Annotated in this window: 17 protein-coding genes; 7 read left to right on the forward strand and 10 right to left on the reverse strand. The window is 43.1% G+C overall.

What is annotated here, in order from left to right:
- Positions 1 to 24: 24 nt before the first annotated feature.
- On the reverse strand, positions 25 to 1989 hold the full coding sequence (locus J4N22_RS10125) for a DNA topoisomerase IV subunit B (RefSeq protein WP_207493892.1): 1965 nt from the start codon (positions 1987 to 1989) through the stop codon (positions 25 to 27).
- A gap of 299 nt (positions 1990 to 2288) precedes the next feature.
- Here J4N22_RS10125 and J4N22_RS10130 point away from each other — a divergent pair, with 299 nt between their 5' ends.
- On the forward strand, positions 2289 to 2828 hold the full coding sequence (locus J4N22_RS10130) for a YkgJ family cysteine cluster protein (protein ID WP_207493894.1): 540 nt from the start codon (positions 2289 to 2291) through the stop codon (positions 2826 to 2828).
- Positions 2829 to 2835: 7 nt separating this feature from the next.
- On the opposite strand, the gene J4N22_RS10135 is transcribed toward J4N22_RS10130, so the two are convergent.
- Positions 2836 to 3300 (reverse strand): COG2426 family protein, encoded by a 465-nt coding sequence (locus J4N22_RS10135; protein WP_207493896.1) that lies wholly within the window; start codon positions 3298 to 3300, stop codon positions 2836 to 2838.
- A 222-nt stretch (positions 3301 to 3522) separates the two neighbouring features.
- Between J4N22_RS10135 and J4N22_RS10140 the strand changes: the two genes are divergently transcribed.
- Complete coding sequence (locus tag J4N22_RS10140) at positions 3523 to 4572, forward strand: WD40/YVTN/BNR-like repeat-containing protein (protein WP_207493898.1); 1050 nt, start codon at positions 3523 to 3525, stop codon at positions 4570 to 4572.
- Positions 4573 to 4585: 13 nt separating this feature from the next.
- Here J4N22_RS10140 and J4N22_RS10145 read toward each other — a convergent pair whose 3' ends face one another.
- The 3 genes from J4N22_RS10145 to smc all read right to left on the reverse strand — a co-directional run bounded on the left by J4N22_RS10145 (position 4586) and on the right by smc (position 9315).
- Positions 4586 to 5065: a hypothetical protein gene (locus J4N22_RS10145; protein ID WP_207493899.1), complete on the reverse strand. Its 480-nt coding sequence runs from the start codon at positions 5063 to 5065 to the stop codon at positions 4586 to 4588.
- Between the two features lie 183 nt (positions 5066 to 5248).
- The gene (locus J4N22_RS10150; RefSeq protein WP_207493901.1) at positions 5249 to 5674 is read right to left on the reverse strand and encodes a DUF3592 domain-containing protein; all 426 of its coding nucleotides are present in this window, start codon (positions 5672 to 5674) and stop codon (positions 5249 to 5251) included.
- 116 nt (positions 5675 to 5790) lie between these two features.
- Positions 5791 to 9315 carry a chromosome segregation protein SMC gene (gene smc, locus J4N22_RS10155; RefSeq protein WP_207493904.1) on the reverse strand — a complete coding sequence of 1175 codons (3525 nt, stop codon included), beginning with the start codon at positions 9313 to 9315 and terminating at the stop codon, positions 5791 to 5793.
- Positions 9316 to 9824: 509 nt separating this feature from the next.
- On the opposite strand from smc, the gene J4N22_RS10160 reads away from it, so the two are divergent.
- Positions 9825 to 11753, forward strand: coding sequence for a TonB-dependent receptor plug domain-containing protein (locus J4N22_RS10160; protein WP_207493906.1), 1929 nt, complete (start codon positions 9825 to 9827; stop codon positions 11751 to 11753).
- A gap of 70 nt (positions 11754 to 11823) precedes the next feature.
- Here the strand turns inward: J4N22_RS10160 and J4N22_RS10165 are convergent, their stop codons facing one another.
- A complete protein-coding gene (locus J4N22_RS10165) occupies positions 11824 to 14697 on the reverse strand; it encodes a TonB-dependent receptor (protein WP_207493908.1) in 2874 nt (957 codons plus the stop codon).
- Positions 14698 to 15071: 374 nt separating this feature from the next.
- Complete coding sequence (locus J4N22_RS10170; RefSeq protein WP_207493910.1) at positions 15072 to 15701, reverse strand: hypothetical protein; 630 nt, start codon at positions 15699 to 15701, stop codon at positions 15072 to 15074.
- 146 nt (positions 15702 to 15847) lie between these two features.
- On the opposite strand from J4N22_RS10170, the gene J4N22_RS10175 reads away from it, so the two are divergent.
- Entirely contained in the window at positions 15848 to 16201 is a 354-nt protein-coding gene (locus J4N22_RS10175) for a DUF4031 domain-containing protein (protein ID WP_207493912.1), read from the forward strand.
- Positions 16202 to 16390: 189 nt separating this feature from the next.
- Entirely contained in the window at positions 16391 to 16567 is a 177-nt protein-coding gene (locus J4N22_RS10180; RefSeq protein WP_207493914.1) for a hypothetical protein, read from the forward strand.
- Positions 16568 to 16585: 18 nt separating this feature from the next.
- On the opposite strand, the gene J4N22_RS10185 is transcribed toward J4N22_RS10180, so the two are convergent.
- Complete coding sequence (locus J4N22_RS10185) at positions 16586 to 17299, reverse strand: YciE/YciF ferroxidase family protein (RefSeq protein ID WP_207493916.1); 714 nt, start codon at positions 17297 to 17299, stop codon at positions 16586 to 16588.
- Positions 17300 to 17494: 195 nt separating this feature from the next.
- On the opposite strand from J4N22_RS10185, the gene J4N22_RS10190 reads away from it, so the two are divergent.
- The gene (locus J4N22_RS10190) at positions 17495 to 17767 is read left to right on the forward strand and encodes a hypothetical protein (RefSeq protein WP_207493918.1); all 273 of its coding nucleotides are present in this window, start codon (positions 17495 to 17497) and stop codon (positions 17765 to 17767) included.
- On the opposite strand, the gene J4N22_RS10195 is transcribed toward J4N22_RS10190, so the two are convergent.
- Positions 17768 to 18229, reverse strand: a complete 462-nt coding sequence (locus J4N22_RS10195) for a DUF4268 domain-containing protein (protein ID WP_207493920.1) — start codon at positions 18227 to 18229, stop codon at positions 17768 to 17770.
- Positions 18230 to 18387: 158 nt separating this feature from the next.
- Here J4N22_RS10195 and J4N22_RS10200 point away from each other — a divergent pair, with 158 nt between their 5' ends.
- Positions 18388 to 18951, forward strand: a complete 564-nt coding sequence (locus tag J4N22_RS10200) for an NUDIX hydrolase (protein WP_207493922.1) — start codon at positions 18388 to 18390, stop codon at positions 18949 to 18951.
- A gap of 28 nt (positions 18952 to 18979) precedes the next feature.
- Here J4N22_RS10200 and J4N22_RS10205 read toward each other — a convergent pair whose 3' ends face one another.
- Positions 18980 to 21340 carry a prolyl oligopeptidase family serine peptidase gene (locus J4N22_RS10205; protein WP_207493924.1) on the reverse strand — a complete coding sequence of 787 codons (2361 nt, stop codon included), beginning with the start codon at positions 21338 to 21340 and terminating at the stop codon, positions 18980 to 18982.
- Positions 21341 to 21399: the final 59 nt, after the last annotated feature.

The raw sequence follows: 21399 nt of genomic DNA on the forward strand, positions 1-21399 counted from the left end.
ATCTCCAACATCTTATATTAATTTCTAAAGCACCTCTTCCGTCACCAGCAGCTCATCGGCTTTTTTACCAATTGCTTTTGCCGACCTTTCTTTAGCATCTTCAATGGTGGCTTCCACTTCATCTGCCAGGTCAAGTTCTACCTTTAAATTATCAATGATGAACTCCTGCCGCTGCATAGTGTTCTTACCCATATAATACTCCAGCACCTGCTGTATATGCGTCTCCGGCATCAGCATCACCGGCTGCAGGCGCATATCATCACCTATAAAACGTGCAAACTCTTCAGGGCTTATCTCACCCAGTCCTTTGAAGCGGGTGATCTCCGGCTTGCCGCCCAGCTTTTTAATGGCTGCCTGCTTCTCCGTTTCATCATAACAATAAATTGTCTCTTTCTTATCCCTTACACGGAACAGCGGCGTCTCCAGTATGTACAGGTGACCATTCTTCACCACGTCGGGGAAGAACTGCAGGAAGAACGTCATCATCAGCAGGCGGATGTGCATACCATCTACATCGGCATCGGTAGCCAGCACAATATTATTATAGCGTAAACCTTCCAGTCCATCTTCAATGTTCAGCGCGTGCTGCAGCAGGTTGAACTCTTCATTTTCATACACAACCTTTTTTGTAAGGCCAAAGCAGTTCAAAGGTTTTCCACGTAAACTAAATACAGCCTGTGTTTCTACCCTTCTGCTCTTGGTGATGCTTCCACTGGCGCTGTCACCTTCTGTTATAAATATGGTTGTCTGGTTCTTCTTCTCCAGGATCTCGTCCTTCAGCTTTCCTTCCGGCGCATCATTAAAATGAAACTTACAATCTCTCAGCTTCTTGTTGTGCAGGTTCGCCTTCTTCGCTCTTTCATTAGCCAGTTTCTTAATGCCAGCCAGGTCCTTTCTTTCACGTTCACTCTGCTCAATGCGTTTACGCATAGCATCAGCTGTCTGTGGATTTTTATGCAGGAAATTATCCAGTTCCTTACCAAGAAAATCAACCATGAAATTGCGCATGGTTGGGCCACCTTCATATACAGTCAATGATCCAAGTTTCGTCTTCGTCTGGCTTTCAAATACCGGCTCCTGCACACGCACCGATATAGCTGCACATATACTTCCGCGGATATCTGCCGCTTCATAATCCTTCTTAAAGAAGTCACGCACCACTTTTACAAAAGCTTCCCTGAAAGCCTGCTGGTGTGTACCACCTTGCGTTGTGTATTGACCATTCACAAATGAATATAGATCCTCACCATAATCGTTGTTGTGCGTCAGCGCGATTTCTACATCCTCCCCTTTCAGGTGAATGATCGGGTAGCGTATTTCATCTTCATTGGTACGGCGCTGTAGCAGGTCCATCAGGCCGTTCTTGCTTACATAACGCTTGCCGTTGAAGTTGATCACCAGCCCTGCATTCAAATAGCAATAATTCCATATCTGGTTCTCCAGGTGCTCAGGTATAAAATGATAGTTCTTGAACACTGTATCATCCGGTATGAATTCTACTAAAGTACCATTAGGCTCCGTCGTTGGCTGCTCCTTATGCTCCTTCTTTAGCTGGCCTTTTTCAAACTCTGCCGTCTTCATTTTTCCCTCACGAAAAGCAGTCACTTTGAAGTAAGAACTCAAAGCATTAACAGCCTTAGTACCCACACCATTCAAGCCCACACTTTTCTGGAATGCTTTGCTGTCGTATTTCGCACCTGTATTGATCTTGCTCACCACATCTACCACCTTACCCAGCGGAATACCACGTCCATAGTCACGCACTGTTACCGTCTTCTCCTTTATCGACAGTTCTACATTTTTTCCATGACCCATGGTATGCTCATCTATACAGTTGTCCACCACCTCTTTCACCAGCACATAAATACCATCATCGGGGCTGCTGCCATCACCGAGTTTTCCAATATACATCCCCGGTCTCAGCCTGATGTGTTCACGCCAGTCGAGACTTCGTATACTATCCTCGTTATATTCGTTCAATGCACTCATAATTGTGTCTTAGCTATTAGTAATTCTATTCAATGTCGTTGTGTAACCAGCCTACCGCAGGCTGGCTCACTTGTACGGCTGTACGAAGTACAGCAATGAAAATGTAAAATGAAAAATGCAAAACAGGATATGCAATTTGAGTCACTTTTACATTTTACCTTTTGCATTTGCAACTCACTAACCCGCAAATATACCTTCCCGCTCTACCCATCCAATTTTTCTTTTTTTAACAACAACGGCCTGATTGTGGATAAGAGATTTATACATTCTCGTACTGCAAATACATTAGTTTCACCACAATGCCCGTTACCACCAAGCCTGATACAGCGCTAAAAACAGATCTACTTTTCATAGAACAGGAGGAAGAGAATAAGCTGGCAGAGAATGAAGCTTTCCGTTTTTACACCCGCCAATTTGATGATGCATTCATAGATGAGCAGGTATTTCAAATAGCGGAGGAAGTAACCCAGCAAGTTGACTGTACCAGTTGCGGTAACTGTTGCCGGTCGCTGATGATAAATGTAGAGGAGCCGGAGCTGGACAGGATTGCCAACCATTTACAGGTAGATAAACAACTACTGAAGCAGGAAAAGATTGAAACCAGCGAGCAGGGAAAAATGGTTATGAACAGCATCCCATGTGCCTTCCTTACCGGCAACTTATGCAGTGTATACGAACATCGCTTTAGCGAGTGCCGCGAGTTTCCTCACCTGCACAAGCCAGGTTTTACCAGCCGAATGTTTGTTACGCTCATGCACTACGGCAGATGCCCAATTATCTATAATGTAATAGAGATACTGAAGAACAAGCTAAACTTCCACATCAGTAGCAAAGACTAGAGAAAAGTTATAGCGCTTCAATTCCAGCCTTACCAAGCTGCGACACCACAGCCATAATAACACAGGAAATGAACACACCCAGGCTGATCGCCCAAAAAGCTTTTTTTCTTTCGATATTGAAAACTGACGCAGCAATAGTGCCCATGTAAGCCCCTGTACCTGGAAGCGGGATCATCACAAAAACCATCAGTCCCCAAAAACCATATTTTTCAATATTCTTCCCAGCACCTTTCTTAGCCATACGAGAAAACCTGATCACGCTTTTTTTGTAGATGCGGTAAGGCCACAGTAAATGGTTTCCTTTATCTATTAGCCACATTAATATTGGGAACACCAGCAGGTTACTGAAAAGGCCAATGAAGAAAGCGGATGATACATCCATACCGTGAAACATAGCATAAGGTATACCGGCACGCGCTTCACCAAACGGTGAAAGACTCAACAAAAATGTATAGATTATTACAATGTTCATATTGTCGTCGAAAGAAGCTGCAATCTACATTTTCCCCTGCTATTTAAGAGCAGGATGTAACCTTCTTAACAGTTTAAATTTCTTAATGTTATAAAAGAAAATAAATCTCATCTAGCAGCAATTCGACGGTTTAAATAATTTTTAGGTTGCAATCAATAAGGAAGAGCGTATGTTCGTTATTACTGCAGCGCTAGCTATTGCAGTACCTATAATTCCTTGTAAATGAAAACCAGTATCCTCTTTTGTCTTTCTTTCGTATTTGCTATAGCCTCCCATGCTCAAAAAAATGTGAGCGTGCAGGTAATTGCCAATAATCCAAACACCAGCCTTCGTGGAATGAGTGTGCCATCGGACCAGGTGATATGGGTGAGCGGCAATAACGGTACTGTAGGTAAATCCATTGACGGTGGAGCAACATGGAGATGGCATACCATCAAAGGTTATGAAACCCGCGACTTTAGAGATATTGAAGCTTTTGATAGTACTACTGCTATCATCATGGCAGTAGATAATCCTGCATACATTTTAAAAACAACGGACGGCGGCTTTACGTGGAAAAAGGTTTTCGAGAAAAACCAGAACGGGATGTTCCTGGATGCGATGGATTTTAAAAATGAAAAAGAAGGAATTTGCATTGGCGACCCGCTACAGATCGGCTCTTCCGGCCGCGGCTTCTTTTACATTATCCGCACTTTTGATGGCGGCGAAACCTGGCAGGAAACGCCACTTAATCAACTGCCGCCAGCGCAAACAGGCGAAGCAATATTTTCAGCCAGCGGCACCAATATCAGCTTCCTAGATCACCCAGATTTTGAATATGCATTTGTAACAGGCGGAACCATTTCAAACATCTTCATGATGGGCAGACCAGGTAAGCCGAATAAAGCTGTTACCATGCCTATTGTTCAAGGTAAAGAGTCTAATGGTGCTTTCTCTTTTGATACAGATAGGAACAACAGGTTCTATGTAATAGGTGGTGACTACAAAGTGCCACGTGATTATTTCGATATATTCTTCTTTACAACAGACGCAGGAAAAAAATGGGGTTCTCCTTCTATTGGTTCTCCTTTTGGATACCGCAGCTGCATTCGCATCATCAACGACAAGATGATGGTTGCATGTGGTGTAACAGGCGTTGATTTCGCTACCAATGCACACAAGGAATGGCAGAAGGCAAGTCTGGAAAGTTTTAATGTAGCTATGGTGAGTAAAACAGGAAAAGCTGTGTTTCTTGCTGGCGACAAAGGAAAGATTGGGAAGTTGATCTATTGATCAAGGGCAGGCGCTAGTAAGGGAAGTTCTTAAGGAATTCATCCAGCACCGCCTCATTGTCTGTTAATACATCAAAATAGTATAGGCCACGGTTCCAGGCTACATAGTTGTTGCCCGGCTGCTTATATACTACGTACTTATTTTCACCAGATGTGTGCACCTTTCGCTGGTTCCATTCCCTTGGCCTGGCGATGTCTTTGCTGGCTTCCACCATGTACAGCTTTAGCTTTCTTTCATCTTCCAGCTTCATAAACCTTACTACCAGCATTTGCTTTTCATGTTTATAAAAAGCTTTACCATCGCGGTTATCTGAAGGCTCATCCATTTTTATCCGGCTAAATTCACCAACGGCAGCAGGTATGATCTCTCTCCAGTCTTCACCTAGTGGTATAGCATTTCCTTGGCGGGAATAATGATAGGCAGGTATGCTGCTACAACAACATAAAAGCAGCAATACAGCTACTATTGTAATATTCAGAAATGGGGTACGCATACGTGAAAAAGGAGTTAAAGGAACTGATTACAGTTGAAGAATTTAAACCATGTGGAAAAGCACCGGTCTTTTTACCACTAGCACTAAGAATGTGAATAATGTTCTTTATGTTTTTTGTTTAGTAGATGGTTTTATGCAGCAGGAAAGGGTATCTCATTAGTGGGATGCCCTTCTTTTTTATAATCAGTCCTTGTACTTTCTCTTTTTCTTGTAAGAGCCATCGTCTGGTTCCTCGGGTTGATTTTCACCAGTAATGAAAACAGCACCAAAAAATAGCAGGAGAAATATAGTTGCAGAAATAAGAAGTTCCGGCAATTTTAACCAATAGGAAAAGAAGGTATACATAGCACCTTCTGAAGGATTAGTTGGGTTGTAGATAACCGTTACTTTATCGCCCTTAGCTACCTGGCTACTGCCCCATCCTTCTATGGGAACTGTAAATTTTTCTTTACCTACAGGATAAACCACAGCTTTCTTTGCCCAATCAGCAGTATCGGGCAATACAACTGTTCCCGGAGTAAATTCCGAGTCGAAATAATCTGGTGTGCGGGTAAAGAGAATATAGCAGGAAAAACAAGCAAGAAAAAGAATAGCGACGGATTTGTACATTGGAAGCAAATGTCTAAATCAAAAGTCAAAAAGCAAAAAGCAAAAACTGGCGGCACAAAAAAAGGAGAACGAGCATTGAACGTTCTCCTTTTGATTTTTGACTTTTGACTTTTTACTTAATTCGCCAGGCTCCTAAAATCCACCGGCACCAGCTTACTCACGCCAGGCTCCTGCATGGTTACACCATAGATAACATCTACAGCGCCCATGGTTTGCTTGTTGTGCGTAACGATGATGAACTGGCTGTTCTCGCTGAACTGCTGTATCATCTTGGTGAACTTACCTACGTTGGCATCATCCAGCGGCGCATCCACCTCGTCGAGGATACAGAATGGTGCTGGCTTGATCAGGTAAATTGCGAACAACAGCGCAGTTGCAGTAAGTGTTTTTTCTCCTCCACTCAACTGGCCAATGCTGCTTGGTTTTTTACCTTTAGGCTTGGCCACAATATCAATTCCTGTTTCAGCAAGGTTCTCCGGGTTTTCTAAAATAAGATCTCCAAAATCTTCTTCAGTAAACAAAGCGCGGAACACCTTCTGGAAGTTTTCTCTTACTGCGTTAAAAGTATCAAGGAACTTTTGGTTCGCTGTAGTTTCTACTTCCTGGATTGTTTGAAGCAGACTTTCTTTCGCCGTTACCAGGTCATTCTTTTGCTCCACGATAAAATCATAGCGCTTCTTCATTTCCTGGTAAGCTTCAATAGCGGTAGGGTTTACCTCGCCCATATTCTCTAGTCGCTTCTTCATTCTATCCGAAGCCGCCTGCAATTCTTCTACCGGTGTTTCTGTAGCACGTGGCTGGTCAATGATTTCATCCAGTTCTATCCTGAACTCAACGCTCAGCCTTTCTTTCATTCCAGCTAACTGCAGCTTCAGTTCGTTCAGTTTATCTTTTATCTCTGTCAGCAGGTGATCTATCATCTCCTTGCTCTTAGTCTTCATGCGCACTTCACTTTCCTTCTCACTAAGGATATTGCGAATGTTGTAGTACGCCTGGTCAGCTTCATTTAGCTTCTTCTCTTCTTCTTCCTTCATCCGCATCAGGTTGATGAGGAATGCTTCGCTATCTTTTAAAATAGCTTCATTTTCTATGATGTTCTCCGTTGCCTGCTTCAGTTGAACTTTGTTCTCTTCTACCTGCTGTGTCAGGTCATTCAGTTGATTACGCTTAAACTGTAATTCCGTCTTCAGCGCAGAAATCTTGCTCTGTTGGCGGGTCAGTGCCAGGTTACTTTCATTGAATAGTTTATTCACCTCCTGGTACTCCTGCTCCGCAGATTGATAATCCTGTTCCTGGTTTTTCATCTCATCACTTGATGCCTGTAGCTGCTCATTTAGCGTAAGCAATTCTTCACGTACATCCGCAATGGCATCCTGGTTAATCGCCAGGTTATTCTCATGATCTTCCAAACGCTTTTGGCTGGTGGCCTGCAGTGCAGAAAGGTTTTCTAACTTATTTTGCAAAGCAAACACCTGGTTGGTAAGATCGCTTATCTCCTGCTGTGTTTGCTTTATCGCATTTTCTTTTAACTGCTCGCTATAGCCGATCACCTGGTTGTGCTTCGCCTGGATGTCAGCTTTCAAAGCATTCACCACGTTTTCCTGCGCAACTATCTGCTCATGCAGTTTCTCCAGGTTCTTAGCACGGCCTATTTTCTTTCCTTCAAACAAACCGACGCTTCCGCCGCTCAGGCTGTATTTGCCTTTTACAAACTTGCCATGCTTTTCAAGTACGATAGCGCCGTCGCTGTCTTGTAGTGCTGCTTCGTCATCAGCAATAAAAACATTGCACAACAGGTACTCTGCCAGCTTGCGGTATTTTTCATCTACCTCTATTACATCCATTGCCGGAATGGTCTTGGCCGGCTGATGCTCCTCCTTTTTTACAAAGTTGTTCACGCTGTCGAGCATGAAGAAGTTGGCCTTGCCTTTCTTGTTTCCTTCCAGCAAATTGATAGCAACCAAACCTTCCTGCAGGTCGTTCACTACATAATAATTAAGGTAAGGCTCCAGCACGTTTTCTACAGCTGCACGATAATCTTCTTTTACATAAATGATATCAGAAAGAATAGGTGCTGTATGGTTCCAGTTCTTGTTGTTGTGCAGGAATTTCACGCTCTCCGGGTAGCCTTCCATGCTGTCGATGAGGCTCTTCAAAAGTGCGTGTTCGTTGCGCTTGCTATCGAGCTTGCGGTTTTCTTCTGCCAGTTTTAGTCGCAGTGCTTCCAGCTCCTGCTGGGTCTGCAAAATTTGTTGCTTGGTTGCCTCGTGCTGCTCCTGCAATTGGCGCAGGTCTACACGTTTGTCTTCCAGCTCTTGCTCTTTATCTGCACGCTGTTCTTCCAGTTGCTTCAGTTGTGCTTCACGCTGCTGTCGTTCGTCCTGCAACTGTGTTAGCGCTCTCTGCAGGTTTTGAATAGACGCATCAGCAACCGCAACTTTTTTCTCTGCATCAAACTGCTTGCGCTGGATCTCCTGGTATTGCCTGCGAAGCTGGTCTATATTTCCACGCTTCTCATCAAACACACGACGCTTGGTCTCAACGTCCATCCGCGCAGTATCCAGCTGCGTCTGGAGATTTACCAGTTTTCCTTCTTCTTCACTTAGTTGAACGGTGGTAAATTCTATAGACTCATCTATCCCTTGCAATTGTCCTTCTGCCTTATGCAAGAAGTCAACAATGCTGGTTTCTTTTTCTTTTAGATATGTCAGTTTTTGCGAAGCAAGATTCTTTTCATTCTCCTGTGTGCGAAGCTTTGCCACCAGTTCGTTGAACTCGTGCTGCATAGCCTGCAGCGCACGCTCCTTTTCAATGAAGCCTACTTTTTCTTGCTCCAAAGCAGCTTCTTCGGTAGCAATTTCTGCTTCTAAACGAACCTTTTTATCAGTCTCTACCTCGCTCTGCTCGCTCAGTTCGCGGTAAGTATCATTGAAACCTTCCAATGAAGCTTTCGCCAGCTCAACAGATATCTCTTTATAATCTTTCTTGATCTCGTAATACTTCTCAGCCTTTTTTGCCTGGTTCTCCAGTGTCTTTAGCTGGTTGTTTATCTCGAACAACAGGTCTTCAATGCGATTAAGATCCCCTTCCGTTGCATCGAGCTTTGCCTTGGCTTCTTTTTTACGTGTTTTGTAAATAGTGATACCCGCAGCTTGTTCCAGCATGCGGCGGCGGCTGTTCTCCTTATCGCGAATGATATCATCCACCATCCCCAGTTCAATGATCGCGTAGCTATCGGTGCTGATACCAGTATCCATAAACAGGTTATGGATATCCTTCATCCGGCAGCTTACGTCGTTCAGGCGGTATTCGCTTTCGCCGTTCTTATAGAATTTGCGGGTAACGGTAACGGTGCTGAACTCGGTGGGCAACAGGTTCTTGGTGTTTTCGAAAGTGAGGCTTACCTCGGCAAGACCACTTGCGCTACGTGTACGCGAACCATTGAAGACCAACGCCTCCAGGTTTTCGCTTCTCAGTGCACTGATCTTTTGCTCGCCAATTACCCAGCGAATACTATCAATGATATTGCTCTTGCCGCAACCATTGGGTCCAATGATCCCGGTGATCCCTTCATCGAAATTCACGACTGTTTTGTCGGCAAAGCTTTTAAAGCCTTTTATTTCTAAACTCTTTAATCTCACTATCTACAATTTTAGGGTAAGTGCGAACATACATTAAAAGCAGGAGCACCACCAGCAATGGGAAAAATTGTCCAAACGCTGTGAACGGTTGTAAAAAATAGGTGGATAACGTGGAAAAGCTGTTAATAAGCCGCGGGTGGTGTGGGTAAAGGATGTGATTTGCAAGGACGAGGTGGGATATCAAGTTTGAGGTTGGAAGTTGGAAGTAGGAGGTCAGGTACGAAGTGGGAAGTCGGAAGTACGATGATTGAGTACGAGGTTAGAAGTTGGAAGTTGGATCTCAGGTACGAAGTAGAATTTTAGAAGTACGATACAGCTGTAAGAGCATAGAAATTAGAAATACTAATGTATGTGATGAGGTGGTAAGACCAATTGTTGGGGATCCGAATTGTTCTTAATGTCTTTTAATTGCCGCAGGTAGTAGTGGAGATTACATTTGCCGCCATTTCTAAACCAAACAATGGCGGCTGGCGATGATTGCTACATGAAACAAGCCGCACATCTACTTTATGATGAGAAATAAACTTTCTAAAGTCGTGCTGGCTTCAGCATTGATCTTAAATGGAACCATTGCAAACAGCCAACAGGCGGAACTGGATCCTATAACCGTTACAGCTTCATTACATCCTGTATCAGCCAATACAACCGGCAGAAATATTACTGTCATCAGCGGCGAGAGCATTTCCAAATTCCCGGTGAATTCAATTGATGAATTGCTACGGTACCTGCCGGGCCTGGAAGTGCAGGCACGTGGTCCAATGGGTGCACAAAGTGATATAGTACTGCGTGGCGGCACTTTTCAGCAGGTGCTTGTGGTGCTGGATGGCATCCGGTTGAACGACCCAAACACTGGACACTTTAATAGCTATATTCCTATTGCTCCTTCAGAAATTGAACGTATAGAAGTTTTGAAAGGTGCTTCATCAGCTATTTATGGAACGGAAGCTGTGGGAGGTGTTATTCACATCATTACGAAAACATTTGCATCAAAAGGCAAAGCAGACGGAAAACAAATCAGTGCGCAAGGTGTGGTGGGTGAATATGGCCTGTGGAATGCGCAGGTAGGCGGCTACCTAAAAAAAGGTAAAACAGCCGTAGCTGCGGGAGCTATTTCTAACAATGCTACTGGGCAGTTGCAGCGTGGCACGAGGGGGTTCTTTTACAACAACACTTTAAGCGGCTCTGTCAGTCATAGCTTCAGCGAAAATCTGCAACTGTCGTTTCGTTCAGCCTACGACAGCCGTGACTTTGCTGCACAAAATTTCTACACCACGTTTGCATCTGATACCGCAAAAGAAAAAGTAACATCCTTATGGAACCACCTGAAGCTGGCTTACCAAAAAGGAAAACACCAACTGAGTTTTGATGTGGGTCACAAACATGTAAAGGATGAGTTCACCTTCAATTCTGCTTCTCTTCCTAACCTGAATAAAAGCCAGTTACTACAGGCGCTGGCGGTCCATTCCTACCAGTTTAAAGAAGATCTTTCTATTACCTCAGGCGCTCAGTGGGTCAACAAACAAATTTCTTCAAACGACAGAGGTAATCACCAACTAGACCAGGTAGGTGCTTTTGTTTTATTGAATAAAAGCTTCAATGAAAACCTGTTCATTAATCCTGCAATACGTGTAGATTACCATGAAAGAGCAGGCTGGGAAGTTATACCACAAGTGAATGTAGCCTACAAGCTACCGCACTGGCAGCTACGCGCTTCTGCAGGCAAGACCACACGTGATGCAGATTTCACTGAAAGGTTCAATAACTATAACAGAGCCAGGGTTACAAGTGGCAGCATTGGTAATCCTGATCTTACTGCTGAACGCTCCACCAGCTATGAAGCAGGTGTTGACTACCTCGGCATCAAAAACCTAAGGATCAGTTCTACATTCTTCCAGCGATTTAATACGGACCTGGTGGATTGGGTTCCTACTCCTTTTGAGCAGATGCCTAGAACCAGCAACCTGGTACCAACTGGTCGTTATGCTTTGGCTAAAAACATAGCCAAAGTAACCTCTACAGGTTTTGAAACAGATGTAAAATATGTACACCAGCTTTCTAAAAAACAACAATTATTTGCAATGCTGGGATTGGTGTGGATCAATAGCGAAAGCAGTGATGCAGTACCCTCTTTTTACATCTCTTCGCACGCACGTTTCCTTACCAACTTCAATGTTGAGTACAGGTTCAACAGGTTTTCTGTAAGTGTGGCCGGATTATACAAGCAGCGCGGAATAATGCAGGCATCTGCCATAAATGCCACGCTTTCTAAAGAATATTTTGTGCTAAATACAAAGCTGCAGGCTATGCTGGTAAACGGGCTGAATGCTTTTGTGCAGGTTGATAATCTATTGGATGAAAACTACAGCGACCTGCTTGGAAGCCAGATGCCCGGCAGATGGTTGATGGGTGGATTGAGGTTCAATTTCAACCAGAAGTAGAACAACATAAATAGTTTTAAAAGAGAAAAGCTCTCCATTGCGGAGAGCTTTTCTTTTATAGTAAGTAGGCTTACAAGTTAAATGTTAGCCTGCCGTATACATACCTGCCGTTGTAGCCAAATTGCGACACAGCACGAGAATACGTAAAGCGACCAGAGGATGTACTGTTGAAATGTTCCTGCACATCAGGATACACATCAAACAGGTTGTTTGCTCCCACGTTGATTGCAAAACGCTTGTTGATGTCGTAAGTGAAGCTCAGATCAGTAAGCGTTTTTCCGCTAAATCTTTGATCAAGCGTTTCGCGTTGACCTGTAAATCCATTTACAACAAGAGCAGCTCCACCCGTAGTGTCAGCCAGGAATGTGGTGCTTCCAAAACGTGAAAAGCGCAACAGTGTACCAAACTTGCCTACACGGTATTGGAGAGACAAGATCTGCTTGTTCTGCGGACTCTGCGTTTCGATACGCGACTGGTCAAGACGGTTGAAATACCTGCCCAATTGGCCAGAGTTGATCAATACATCTGATCCATGAATGATAACCTTATCATTCTCATCTCTCCTTACACGATTTTGAACGGTTGAGTGAGCAAGCGTTACATTCAGGTTATGCTTCCCTCCTAATTTCACTGCGTAGCTAAGCACGGCTTCTAAACCTCTTGAGCGGGTGTTGATACCATTTGCAAATACAGATGCACGATTAGCGCCGGCATTGTTCAATTCAGCTGTTAAAGCAGGGTCTGTACCACCATCAAAAGCGTTCGATAAGATGATGCGATTGTTGATGTCTACCTGGTACGCGTCAACTGTCAGCTCCAGGCCTCTTGCCAATCTTGAAGTAGCTCCTAATGAATAAGAAATAGACGTCTCTTGCTTCAGTTGCGGAATTCCAAGTATCTGGGCAATTTTAGAATCATTGGTAAAAGTTCCGGCTTGAACAGGAACAAGTTGACCATTGATGGTAATGAATTGCGTAGTCACCTTTGAGTAGTGCTGCTGTTGAAGAGAAGGTGCCCTGAAACCAGAAGAGGTAGCACCACGCAAGCTTAGCCAGTCTGCCAACTTGTAGCGTGAAGCAACTTTATAATTCAGCGTAGAGCCGAAATCAGAAAAATTCTCAAAACGCAATGCAGCCGACACCAGCCATTTCTTTGTTATGTCCAGCTCATTGTCGCTATACAAAGCAAAGCTGCGCCTTGTCCAGGTACCTGCACTTTCAGGTAAAAAACCTGCGAAAACCTGTGCACCTGCAATGGAAGCTAATCCCCTGTCGGTAGTAAGATTTGCATACGAGTTAAATTCCCCGGCTTCAATACCATAACCGTCTACTTTGAACTCCGCTCCTACTGCAGTGTTCAAACCTTCCAGTACATCATGGTTTTTTGAAAGATCAAGATTGGTGATAGATTGCCATGTCCTGGTCTTACCACTGTTGAAGCTCGTTTGCAACTGCTGTGGAGTGATGCCAGGTAAATATGCTTGAGTATAATTCACTGAATTATCTACCAGGTAAGTGTAAGTGTTAGCGCCGAAGGTTTCACTTGCATCAAATCTCCAGCTACCTAATTTACCACGTATACCTGCCGAAGCTGAATAATCGCGTACACGTGAATTTTGTTCTGGCAGAAAGCCATTAGGATAAAGAGCTCTTACTGCTGCAGCGGCTGCTGCTGAACTGCTGTTGCTTGAAGGAAAGCTTCCACCAACTCGGATGCTGTTTGGATAACGATACAAACCTGCAGCATTACCGTTTTTACCATTGGCTAAAGCGTAAGCATATACTTCCAGGTTGTCATTGATTGGATAAGCAAAGTTGGCTACTACGCCACCACCCTCAATTCTTGAATTTCCAAGACGCAGATCAAAATCGTCTCTTGTTAATCCTTTAGCAGCATTAATGCTATCTGAAACGTCCCTGCCGTTTACGCTGGGCCAGATCTGGCCGGTATACAACCCGCTACGGTTGGTAGCACCACGGCGCAGGTATTCTGCAGAAAGGTTCAAATATCCTTTCTTCAGGTTGAAGCCATAGTTAAGTGTTGCCTGGTAATTCTCACCATCGTTTGCATTCACCTTACCAGGAAGCTGGTTATTTGGGTTCAAACGGTTATAAGCGTAGTTCTTATCATAGCTCGAAATGTGTTGACCATAGGTAGTCGAAAGGCTAAGGCCGGTTCTCTTTTTTAGAACAATATTAATAACTCCCGCTATAGCATCCGATCCATATTGTGCAGAAGCGCCATCGCGAAGTATCTCTACTCTTTCAATAGAACTGGCAGGTATGGAGTTCAAGTCCGTTCCAACAGTACCACGGTTAACGGTTCCATTTACGTTCACCAAAGACGACTGATGATAACGCTTGCCATTCACCAGTACCAGCACCTGGTCTGGACCAAGTCCGCGTAAGTGCGCCGGGTCAATGTGATCGGTACCATCGCCTAAGGTCTGGCGAACAGAGTTGAATGAAGGAGCAAGAAAACTAAGCAACTGCGATAGGTCCAGCTGACCTACCTGTCCTGTGATCTGAGCAAGAGGTATGACATCCACCGGAACAGCTGTCTCAATAGCGCTACGTTTAGGATTACGTGAACCTACTACTACAACGGTATTGGCATTAGCAACAGTTGCCAGGCTGATAGCCGGAAGTACGGTAGTATTATTTGATATATTAACTGATACACGCTGTGTTGCCTGTCCGACATAAGAAACTACTAACGTATAGGTGCCCGCTGGAAGCGACAACCTAAACGTGCCGTCACTATCGGCAACCACGGTGTTTTTTGTTTCTTCTATAAAAACGGTAGCGCCGCTAAGGGTGTTACCCGATGCGTCTCTTACAGTACCGGTTGTAGATATGTTTTGAGCGTTGGCTATAACGAGCGTAAGAGAAAAAATAATAATCAGAACTAATCCTTTTAAAGAGGAAGAAGCTTGTACGTTCATGAGTTTGTTTGAATTTGATTTTGATGTTTTGTTTAGTAGCTATTGTTTAATTGGCTACAACATCGGTCTGTATGTATGTTCATATTTATTTTGGTTTATCGTTTTGTGTATGTAAAAAAGAAAAAGCCTCCCAGGGTTGGAAGGCTTGTATATAATGAGGTAATGACAATATTACTTTACAGCCTTCTTCATAGGTAGACAACAACCGCAACAACAGTTTGTAGACATGCAGTGGTTATGAAGGCTCGATTTGTTCATTGCGATGCAAATGTAGTCATTGTTTCAACATCGAAAGCAACGGCAGCAAAATATATGGAGATTTAACACACATTAACTATATGTTTTATACAGAAGAAGTGCCAGCACTACATTCATTATAAACTGGCAGTGTTATCATCCGCCGGATCAGCTTCCGTAGCAGGCTCTACAGCTGTGTCGTCTGCTTCAGCAATTTCCGTCTCAACTAGCTGTATATCCTCATCAAAAAAGATGTTCTTAGAAAAATAAACCGTAAGCGGCTTGCAGAAAACGATCATCAGGCAAGGAAGAAAGATTTTGACAATACTCAGGTACCAGTCTTCACTGCTAATGGTTTCTTCATTGGACAAAAATGCGCCTGCATTTTCTCTGAATGTGCTCCATAAGTTTGTTAAGAAGTTAGGTATAGCAATCAGTAAAGAACTTAAAGCCAGGAAAACTATTACAACAGATAGCAGCTGTTTTGCATTCACAGAGACTTTTACATTATCCGCAAATTTTGATCTTTCTACTACAAACCTGGTGATAGCGGCAGATCGAATAAGTATGATGAAGCCTATTAAAACAGAAAGCAGCCCAGAAGAAAGATAAAGAGGAGCGCCTGCTAAAAGAGAGAAAGAAGTTAGGTCTTCAAGTAAAAGTACCACCACACTATAAAAGTTGCCTATAATATAGTTTACGCCGGAGTACAGGCTTTGAATGGCCAGGTAAATGATGAATAGGTGGACGATAGCAGAATAACGCATGGGTTAGCAGGTTGAAACCAAATATAACGAGGACGTCACCACAACAGCCTAAAATATTTTCATTTTCAGTGTCTGAATTGGGCACTACTTTGTCCTTTTGATCGTCTTACTGGCAAACATATTGCAGAACCAATGAAAACCCTGCTATGCTATACACAGATGGAGTTCACCTGGTAGCAGATAGTTTAGATGAACTATACGCTTATGCTGAAAAAATGAAATTGAGTTGGGATTGGCTTCACCTCGGCGGCAGGAATGTACACCCGCATTTTGATATATGTGGTCATGTGCGGCAAAGAGTTTTGGCTGATAAGGAAGTAAAACTCGTTTCAAAAAAAGAGATTGTACGATTAAGTAAACTCAACTATAGACCACCTGGAACTGAGGACGAAAAGAAAGAGTGGGAAGCGCATCATGGAAAGAAACTAGATGATATACTTCCTACTGAAAGCGACTTCAATAGAATGATGGCTAACATAAAACGGAAGACCGGCTTGTAGTTTCTCTCTTTCAATTTACAAAACATGCAAACTTGGTAAGTTAACTGCCTCAATGGCTTTACCCTGCTATCATAGGGCAAAAGAATAACATGTCTTTTTTAATGAAGAATTAAGCGCTATACGACAGGCGCAGGAGCAGATAACGGCGCCTGTGATGTACTTTTATGCAATCAAACACCCTGAATTCGCATGAAAAAGTACCTGTCGGAGAGAAATGCATTAACCGTTGTGGCCAGTATATTCTGTTTAGTGATGATCATCATTTCTCTTTTGGTAAGACAATCTGTATGGGAAGCAGTTGCTTTTGCTTTAGCCTTCAGTTTTTCTATAGAAGTTATCTGTCACCGCGCTAAAGAAAACAGGTAGCCAATAGCTACCTTCTCTTTATTTTTTACTGGTTTTATTTGCTGCTTTTTTAGCTGTAGCCGTAGTGGATTTAGATGCGGCTTTCTTTGGTGTAGCTGCAGTTTTTTTAGCACTACCCTGCGTTGATGCAGCTTTCTTTGCAGTAACACTACTACCCGATCCATTAGTTCCTTTTGAGGCTGGCTTCTTACCTTCTGCTTTAACATTTACGTCACCTTCTGCAATAGTGGTTAGCAGTTTATCAGCTTCATATTCTTCATTAAGTGTTTCTTCCAGCAGTTTAGCCACATCAGTAAGGTTGAGTTCATTAGCATACGAACGGGCAGTTCCATATCCGCAGATCTCGTAATGTTCTACTTTTTGCGCACTGGCAATAATGGCGGCATCTTTTACTGTATCCACCATGTCTTCGGCCATTATTTTATTTCCTTCTTCTATAATGCCTTTCATTCCTTTGCACTCATGCTGTGTAATACCACCAAATAGGGATGAAAGAAAACCTGTGCTTTGGCTGGCTTCACCTTTTTTTACACCCATTAGTTTTTGCACTTTGTCAAGACGCTTACGCTGCGCTTGAGTAACTTTTAGATGCTGGCGCAAAGCTTTTTTAAGCGTATTGCTTTTTGCATTTTCAATCATCAAAGGCATTGCACCTATTATCTGGTCTTCAGCAGAAATTAAATCTTCTATTTCATGCTTCAATAATGCTGTCAGGTCTTGCATCTTATCCATAGTAAATATTTTCAGCATGGATAAAAAAACTATACCTCATTCATTATGAACGCAATCGGTATATAATATGACACACTTAAGATTTTCATGTTGATTTTAAACTTACATAATGTAATCTTTGCGCCCACATGAGGTGTGGCCTGTATAGTATGTAGCACACAAATTGCAGGAATCATGTAAAGTTTAATCCTTAATATGAAGATCGAGTTCAATAAAAATATCCAGTTCACAAAGTTGGTGAAAGCAGAGGGCAGGCTAAGGGAGTTTAATTTCAGAAAGATAAACAGTATCAAAGAAGGTCAGTTTACTGTAGATGTTTGTGATGACAGGGGCAACAGGAAAATCTTCAATATGCGCAAAGGTGACCAGGGTTGGAAAATAGCTTTGGAAGAAAACTTACCAGAATGGATCATCACCAATGAAGCTATTTTGAATGAGCTGATAGAAGAAGAGTTGAAGAACAATTGATCAGCGCAATAGCTCAAAAGCATACCGGGCATTACTCCAAAATTCATCTAAGGCTATCATACGAGGCTTGAAGAAAGAGATCAGCGCAGGCCAGTGGGATTTATTCAAGACACTTGTTTCATCAAGCGTAGTGTATATCCGGCTGGCCAGTTTGCCTGTTTCATCATATTCCAGCATTTCCCATTTCCATTCTTCTCCAAGGGAAGCATGTAGCGCAGCCCGCAGCTGAACAAACTGTTCAAAGTACAGCTGTTGTATATCCGGGTCAGGATGAGAAACCACTATGCCAATACTCGCTGAACGGTTGGCAGCATCCATTTTGAAGTGAATATGCTTTTCACCCGTCTTATAATTTATCCAGTTTACTTTCTCTCCTTCGGCTGATAATATTGGAGACATGTATTGCCCGAATGTTGTCCAGAATTCTTGTCGTAGTTGCGATGCCTCTTGCCTTGTGTACATGCTGTAAAGTTATTGTTCCATCAAAAGGAAAATGAATTCTTCTAATTTTCTATCACCATCAATATCGAACCGCTGTCCGTATCAGCATAACCGTTTTAGAAAAAGATTGCGCCAAAGAAGCTAAGTTGTGTCCACTAAACACTGATTGAATTAAAACAATGAACACCAAAGAAGAAGTACTAGAACTGCTTGCTCAATATGAGCAACAATATAAAGATGAGCATGAGAATGTCGCAGCCATCAAACAGTTTGTAGCTGCATTCGATACAGGGTATTTGTATACGAGACACAATTTTACCGGCCATATTACAGCAAGCGCTTTTATATATGATCCAAATGCAAACGCTTTCTTACTGATAGAACATAAAACACTAAACCGCTGGCTGCAACCAGGAGGTCATGTAGAAACAACTGATGCAGATATTTTAGCGGCAGCACTGCGCGAAGCAGTAGAAGAAACTAGTTTACCTGCCGATGCTTTCAAACCTCTTTCTACCATAATTGACATAGATAGTCATCCAATACCAGCTAACGATCGTAAGCAGGAGCCGGCGCATGTACACCATGATATCCGCTACCTTTTTACATGTAATTCGCAAATGGATATTGTGGTCCAGGAAGAGCATGTAAGTTCTTGCCGATGGATACATGTTGACGAACTTCCCGAAGAAGAAAGTATACAACGCGTTGCACGCAAGGTGCAGCAGCTGTTTCAAAAATAAAAAAGGCCCCGAGTTGGGGCCTTCTACTTTATTTCTTCAGGTTTGTTTCAAACAACTTTAAAATACGCCTGTATTCATCCGTCCAGCTCGATGGTTCTACAAAACCATGATCTTCTACAGGGTAAACAGCCAGTTCCCAATTTTCTTTACCCAGTTCTATCAGCCGCTGTGTTAGCCGTACGATATCCTGGAAATGTACATTCTCATCTACCATACCATGGCACATGAGCAGTGCTCCTTGTAGTCCATCAGCATAATAAATAGGCGAGCTTTTTCTATAAGCAAGGGTATCATTGAATGGTTCGTTTAGAATATTAGAAGTGTAGCCGTGGTTGTAGTGCGCCCAATCGGTAACCGAACGAAGCGCAGCACCAGCAGCAAATACACCTGGTTCAGTGAACATAGCCATGAGTGTGATGAAACCACCATATGAGCCTCCATAGATACCAATACGCTTTGCATCCACACCATGCTGCTCTACCAGGTATTTAGCACCATCCACATGATCTGAAAGATCTTTTCCTCCCATGTGCCTGTATATGCCTGTACGCCAGTCGCGGCCATACCCTTCGCTGCCGCGATAGTCAATGTCTAATACAGTATATCCCTGCTGCGCCAGCAGGTTGTGAAACATGTATTCACGGAAATAAGTACTCCAATATTTATGGGCATTCTGTAAATAGCCAGCACCATGAACAAAGATGACCGCAGGTTTTGTAGGATGCGGGTTAGCCGGTTTATAAAGCCTTGCATATACCTGCGCACCATCACGTGCGGCAAAAGTTACAACCTGGGGATCCATCCAATTAATAGAAGCAAATTCTGCTGATTGTGCTTTGTTGGTAACCTGCACCAATTTTGCTCCTGGTTTATTTTCCTGCAGGTATAGCTCCCATGGCTTTGTGGAATATGAATAACGAATAGCCAGATTTTTCTCATCAGGAGAAATACGTACATCATGTGCACCAGTAAGTGTCGTCAACTTTTGCAGCGCACCACCGTTTACATTCACTTTATAAAAATGCTGCTCGCCCGGGTGTACCTGGTTGGTGGTTATGTAAAATGATTTCCTGTCGTTGGACAAGCGTACCTGTTTCACCTCGTAATTTCCTGAGGTAATCTGGTTCTTTGCACCGGTCACTACATTGATAGAATACAAATGCGAATAACCAGTTGCTTCACTTTGATACCAGTAGCTGTTATCATCTATCCACCTGTTTGATCCACCTGCAAAAGGACTGATGCCCGGGCCTGCTACCCAAGCTTCATCGCGCTGCCTGTCAAGCAAACTTAGTTTTGCTGTAGCCGCATCCAGCTTCATGATCCAACGATCTTTGTTATCGTCAGAACGGATATCAACCACCGCATGTGTTCCAGCATTATTCCAGTATGGTCCGTACACAGTTACACCTCTTGCAGCTTTCTTACGAGAAGTATCTGCAACGGCATAATCTGGAGCATCTTTTATTCCCGGCAACTGGTCTACCTGCAGTTTAATTACAGTATCAGCTACTACATCAAAAATGAAAAACTCACTAGTGGAACCGGGTGCTCCTACTTTGGTTCGTGAAGGAATATCTTCTGTATAGCCTGTTTCTGTTACATAATTTGGAACAATTGTATTCTTAGCATTTGCTGCACGTTTGGTTAAACGATAGGTCACAAATCGCGCATCAGGACTTACAGTCAAAGATGTCATCAACCTGTCGTCGATGTATATGCTGCGTAAATCTTTCTCTCTCATCCGCTTGCTGATGGCTTCTGCACTATCACGCTTTTCTTTACGCTGCCTTAGCACCTCAAACTCACGAAGCTGGTCATCGCGCAACCATTTCTCCTGCGTATTTAAATTATCTCTTCTTTCTGCAGGTGCCGCGCCACGAACAAAGTTCGTAAGCTGTTCAGTAAAGCCAGTTGCTAAATCAAAAGCATACATGTTTTGGCTACGGCTAAAAGCTATCCTGCTATCGTTGTTTATAAATGATACATTGCTTTCGGCGTCTACTGTTTTTGTCAGCCTTCTCTCCCGCCCTGACTTTACATCTGTATAATACAGATCGCCACCACGTGTACTAATAAAACCAGTGCGTGCATTGTTATAAGTTATGTCGCCATCCAATGCAGTATTGCGACGCATCTGCACGCTGGCTTTTTGTGGAGTAAGATTATTTAGCGTTACATAATAAACCGAGTCAGACATATTACCCTCAGGGTTCCAGTTAAAGAAGAGGATTTTTCCATCCCAGCTCCACCGGGTATTTGATGGAGAAGTGCCAATCCATTTTGGATCACGCATTATTTTTTGTACGGTTAAAACATTTCCTCCTTGCTGGGCAAATACGGTTACATGTACTGCCACTAATACAACGGTCAAGAACTTTCTGATCATCTGTTTTAGTTTCTGTTTGAGATGGAAGCTACAGCAAAAAATTATTTGAAAAATGGGAA

This window comes from Aridibaculum aurantiacum (assembly GCF_017355875.1).
GTDB lineage: Bacteria > Bacteroidota > Bacteroidia > Chitinophagales > Chitinophagaceae > Segetibacter > Segetibacter aurantiacus.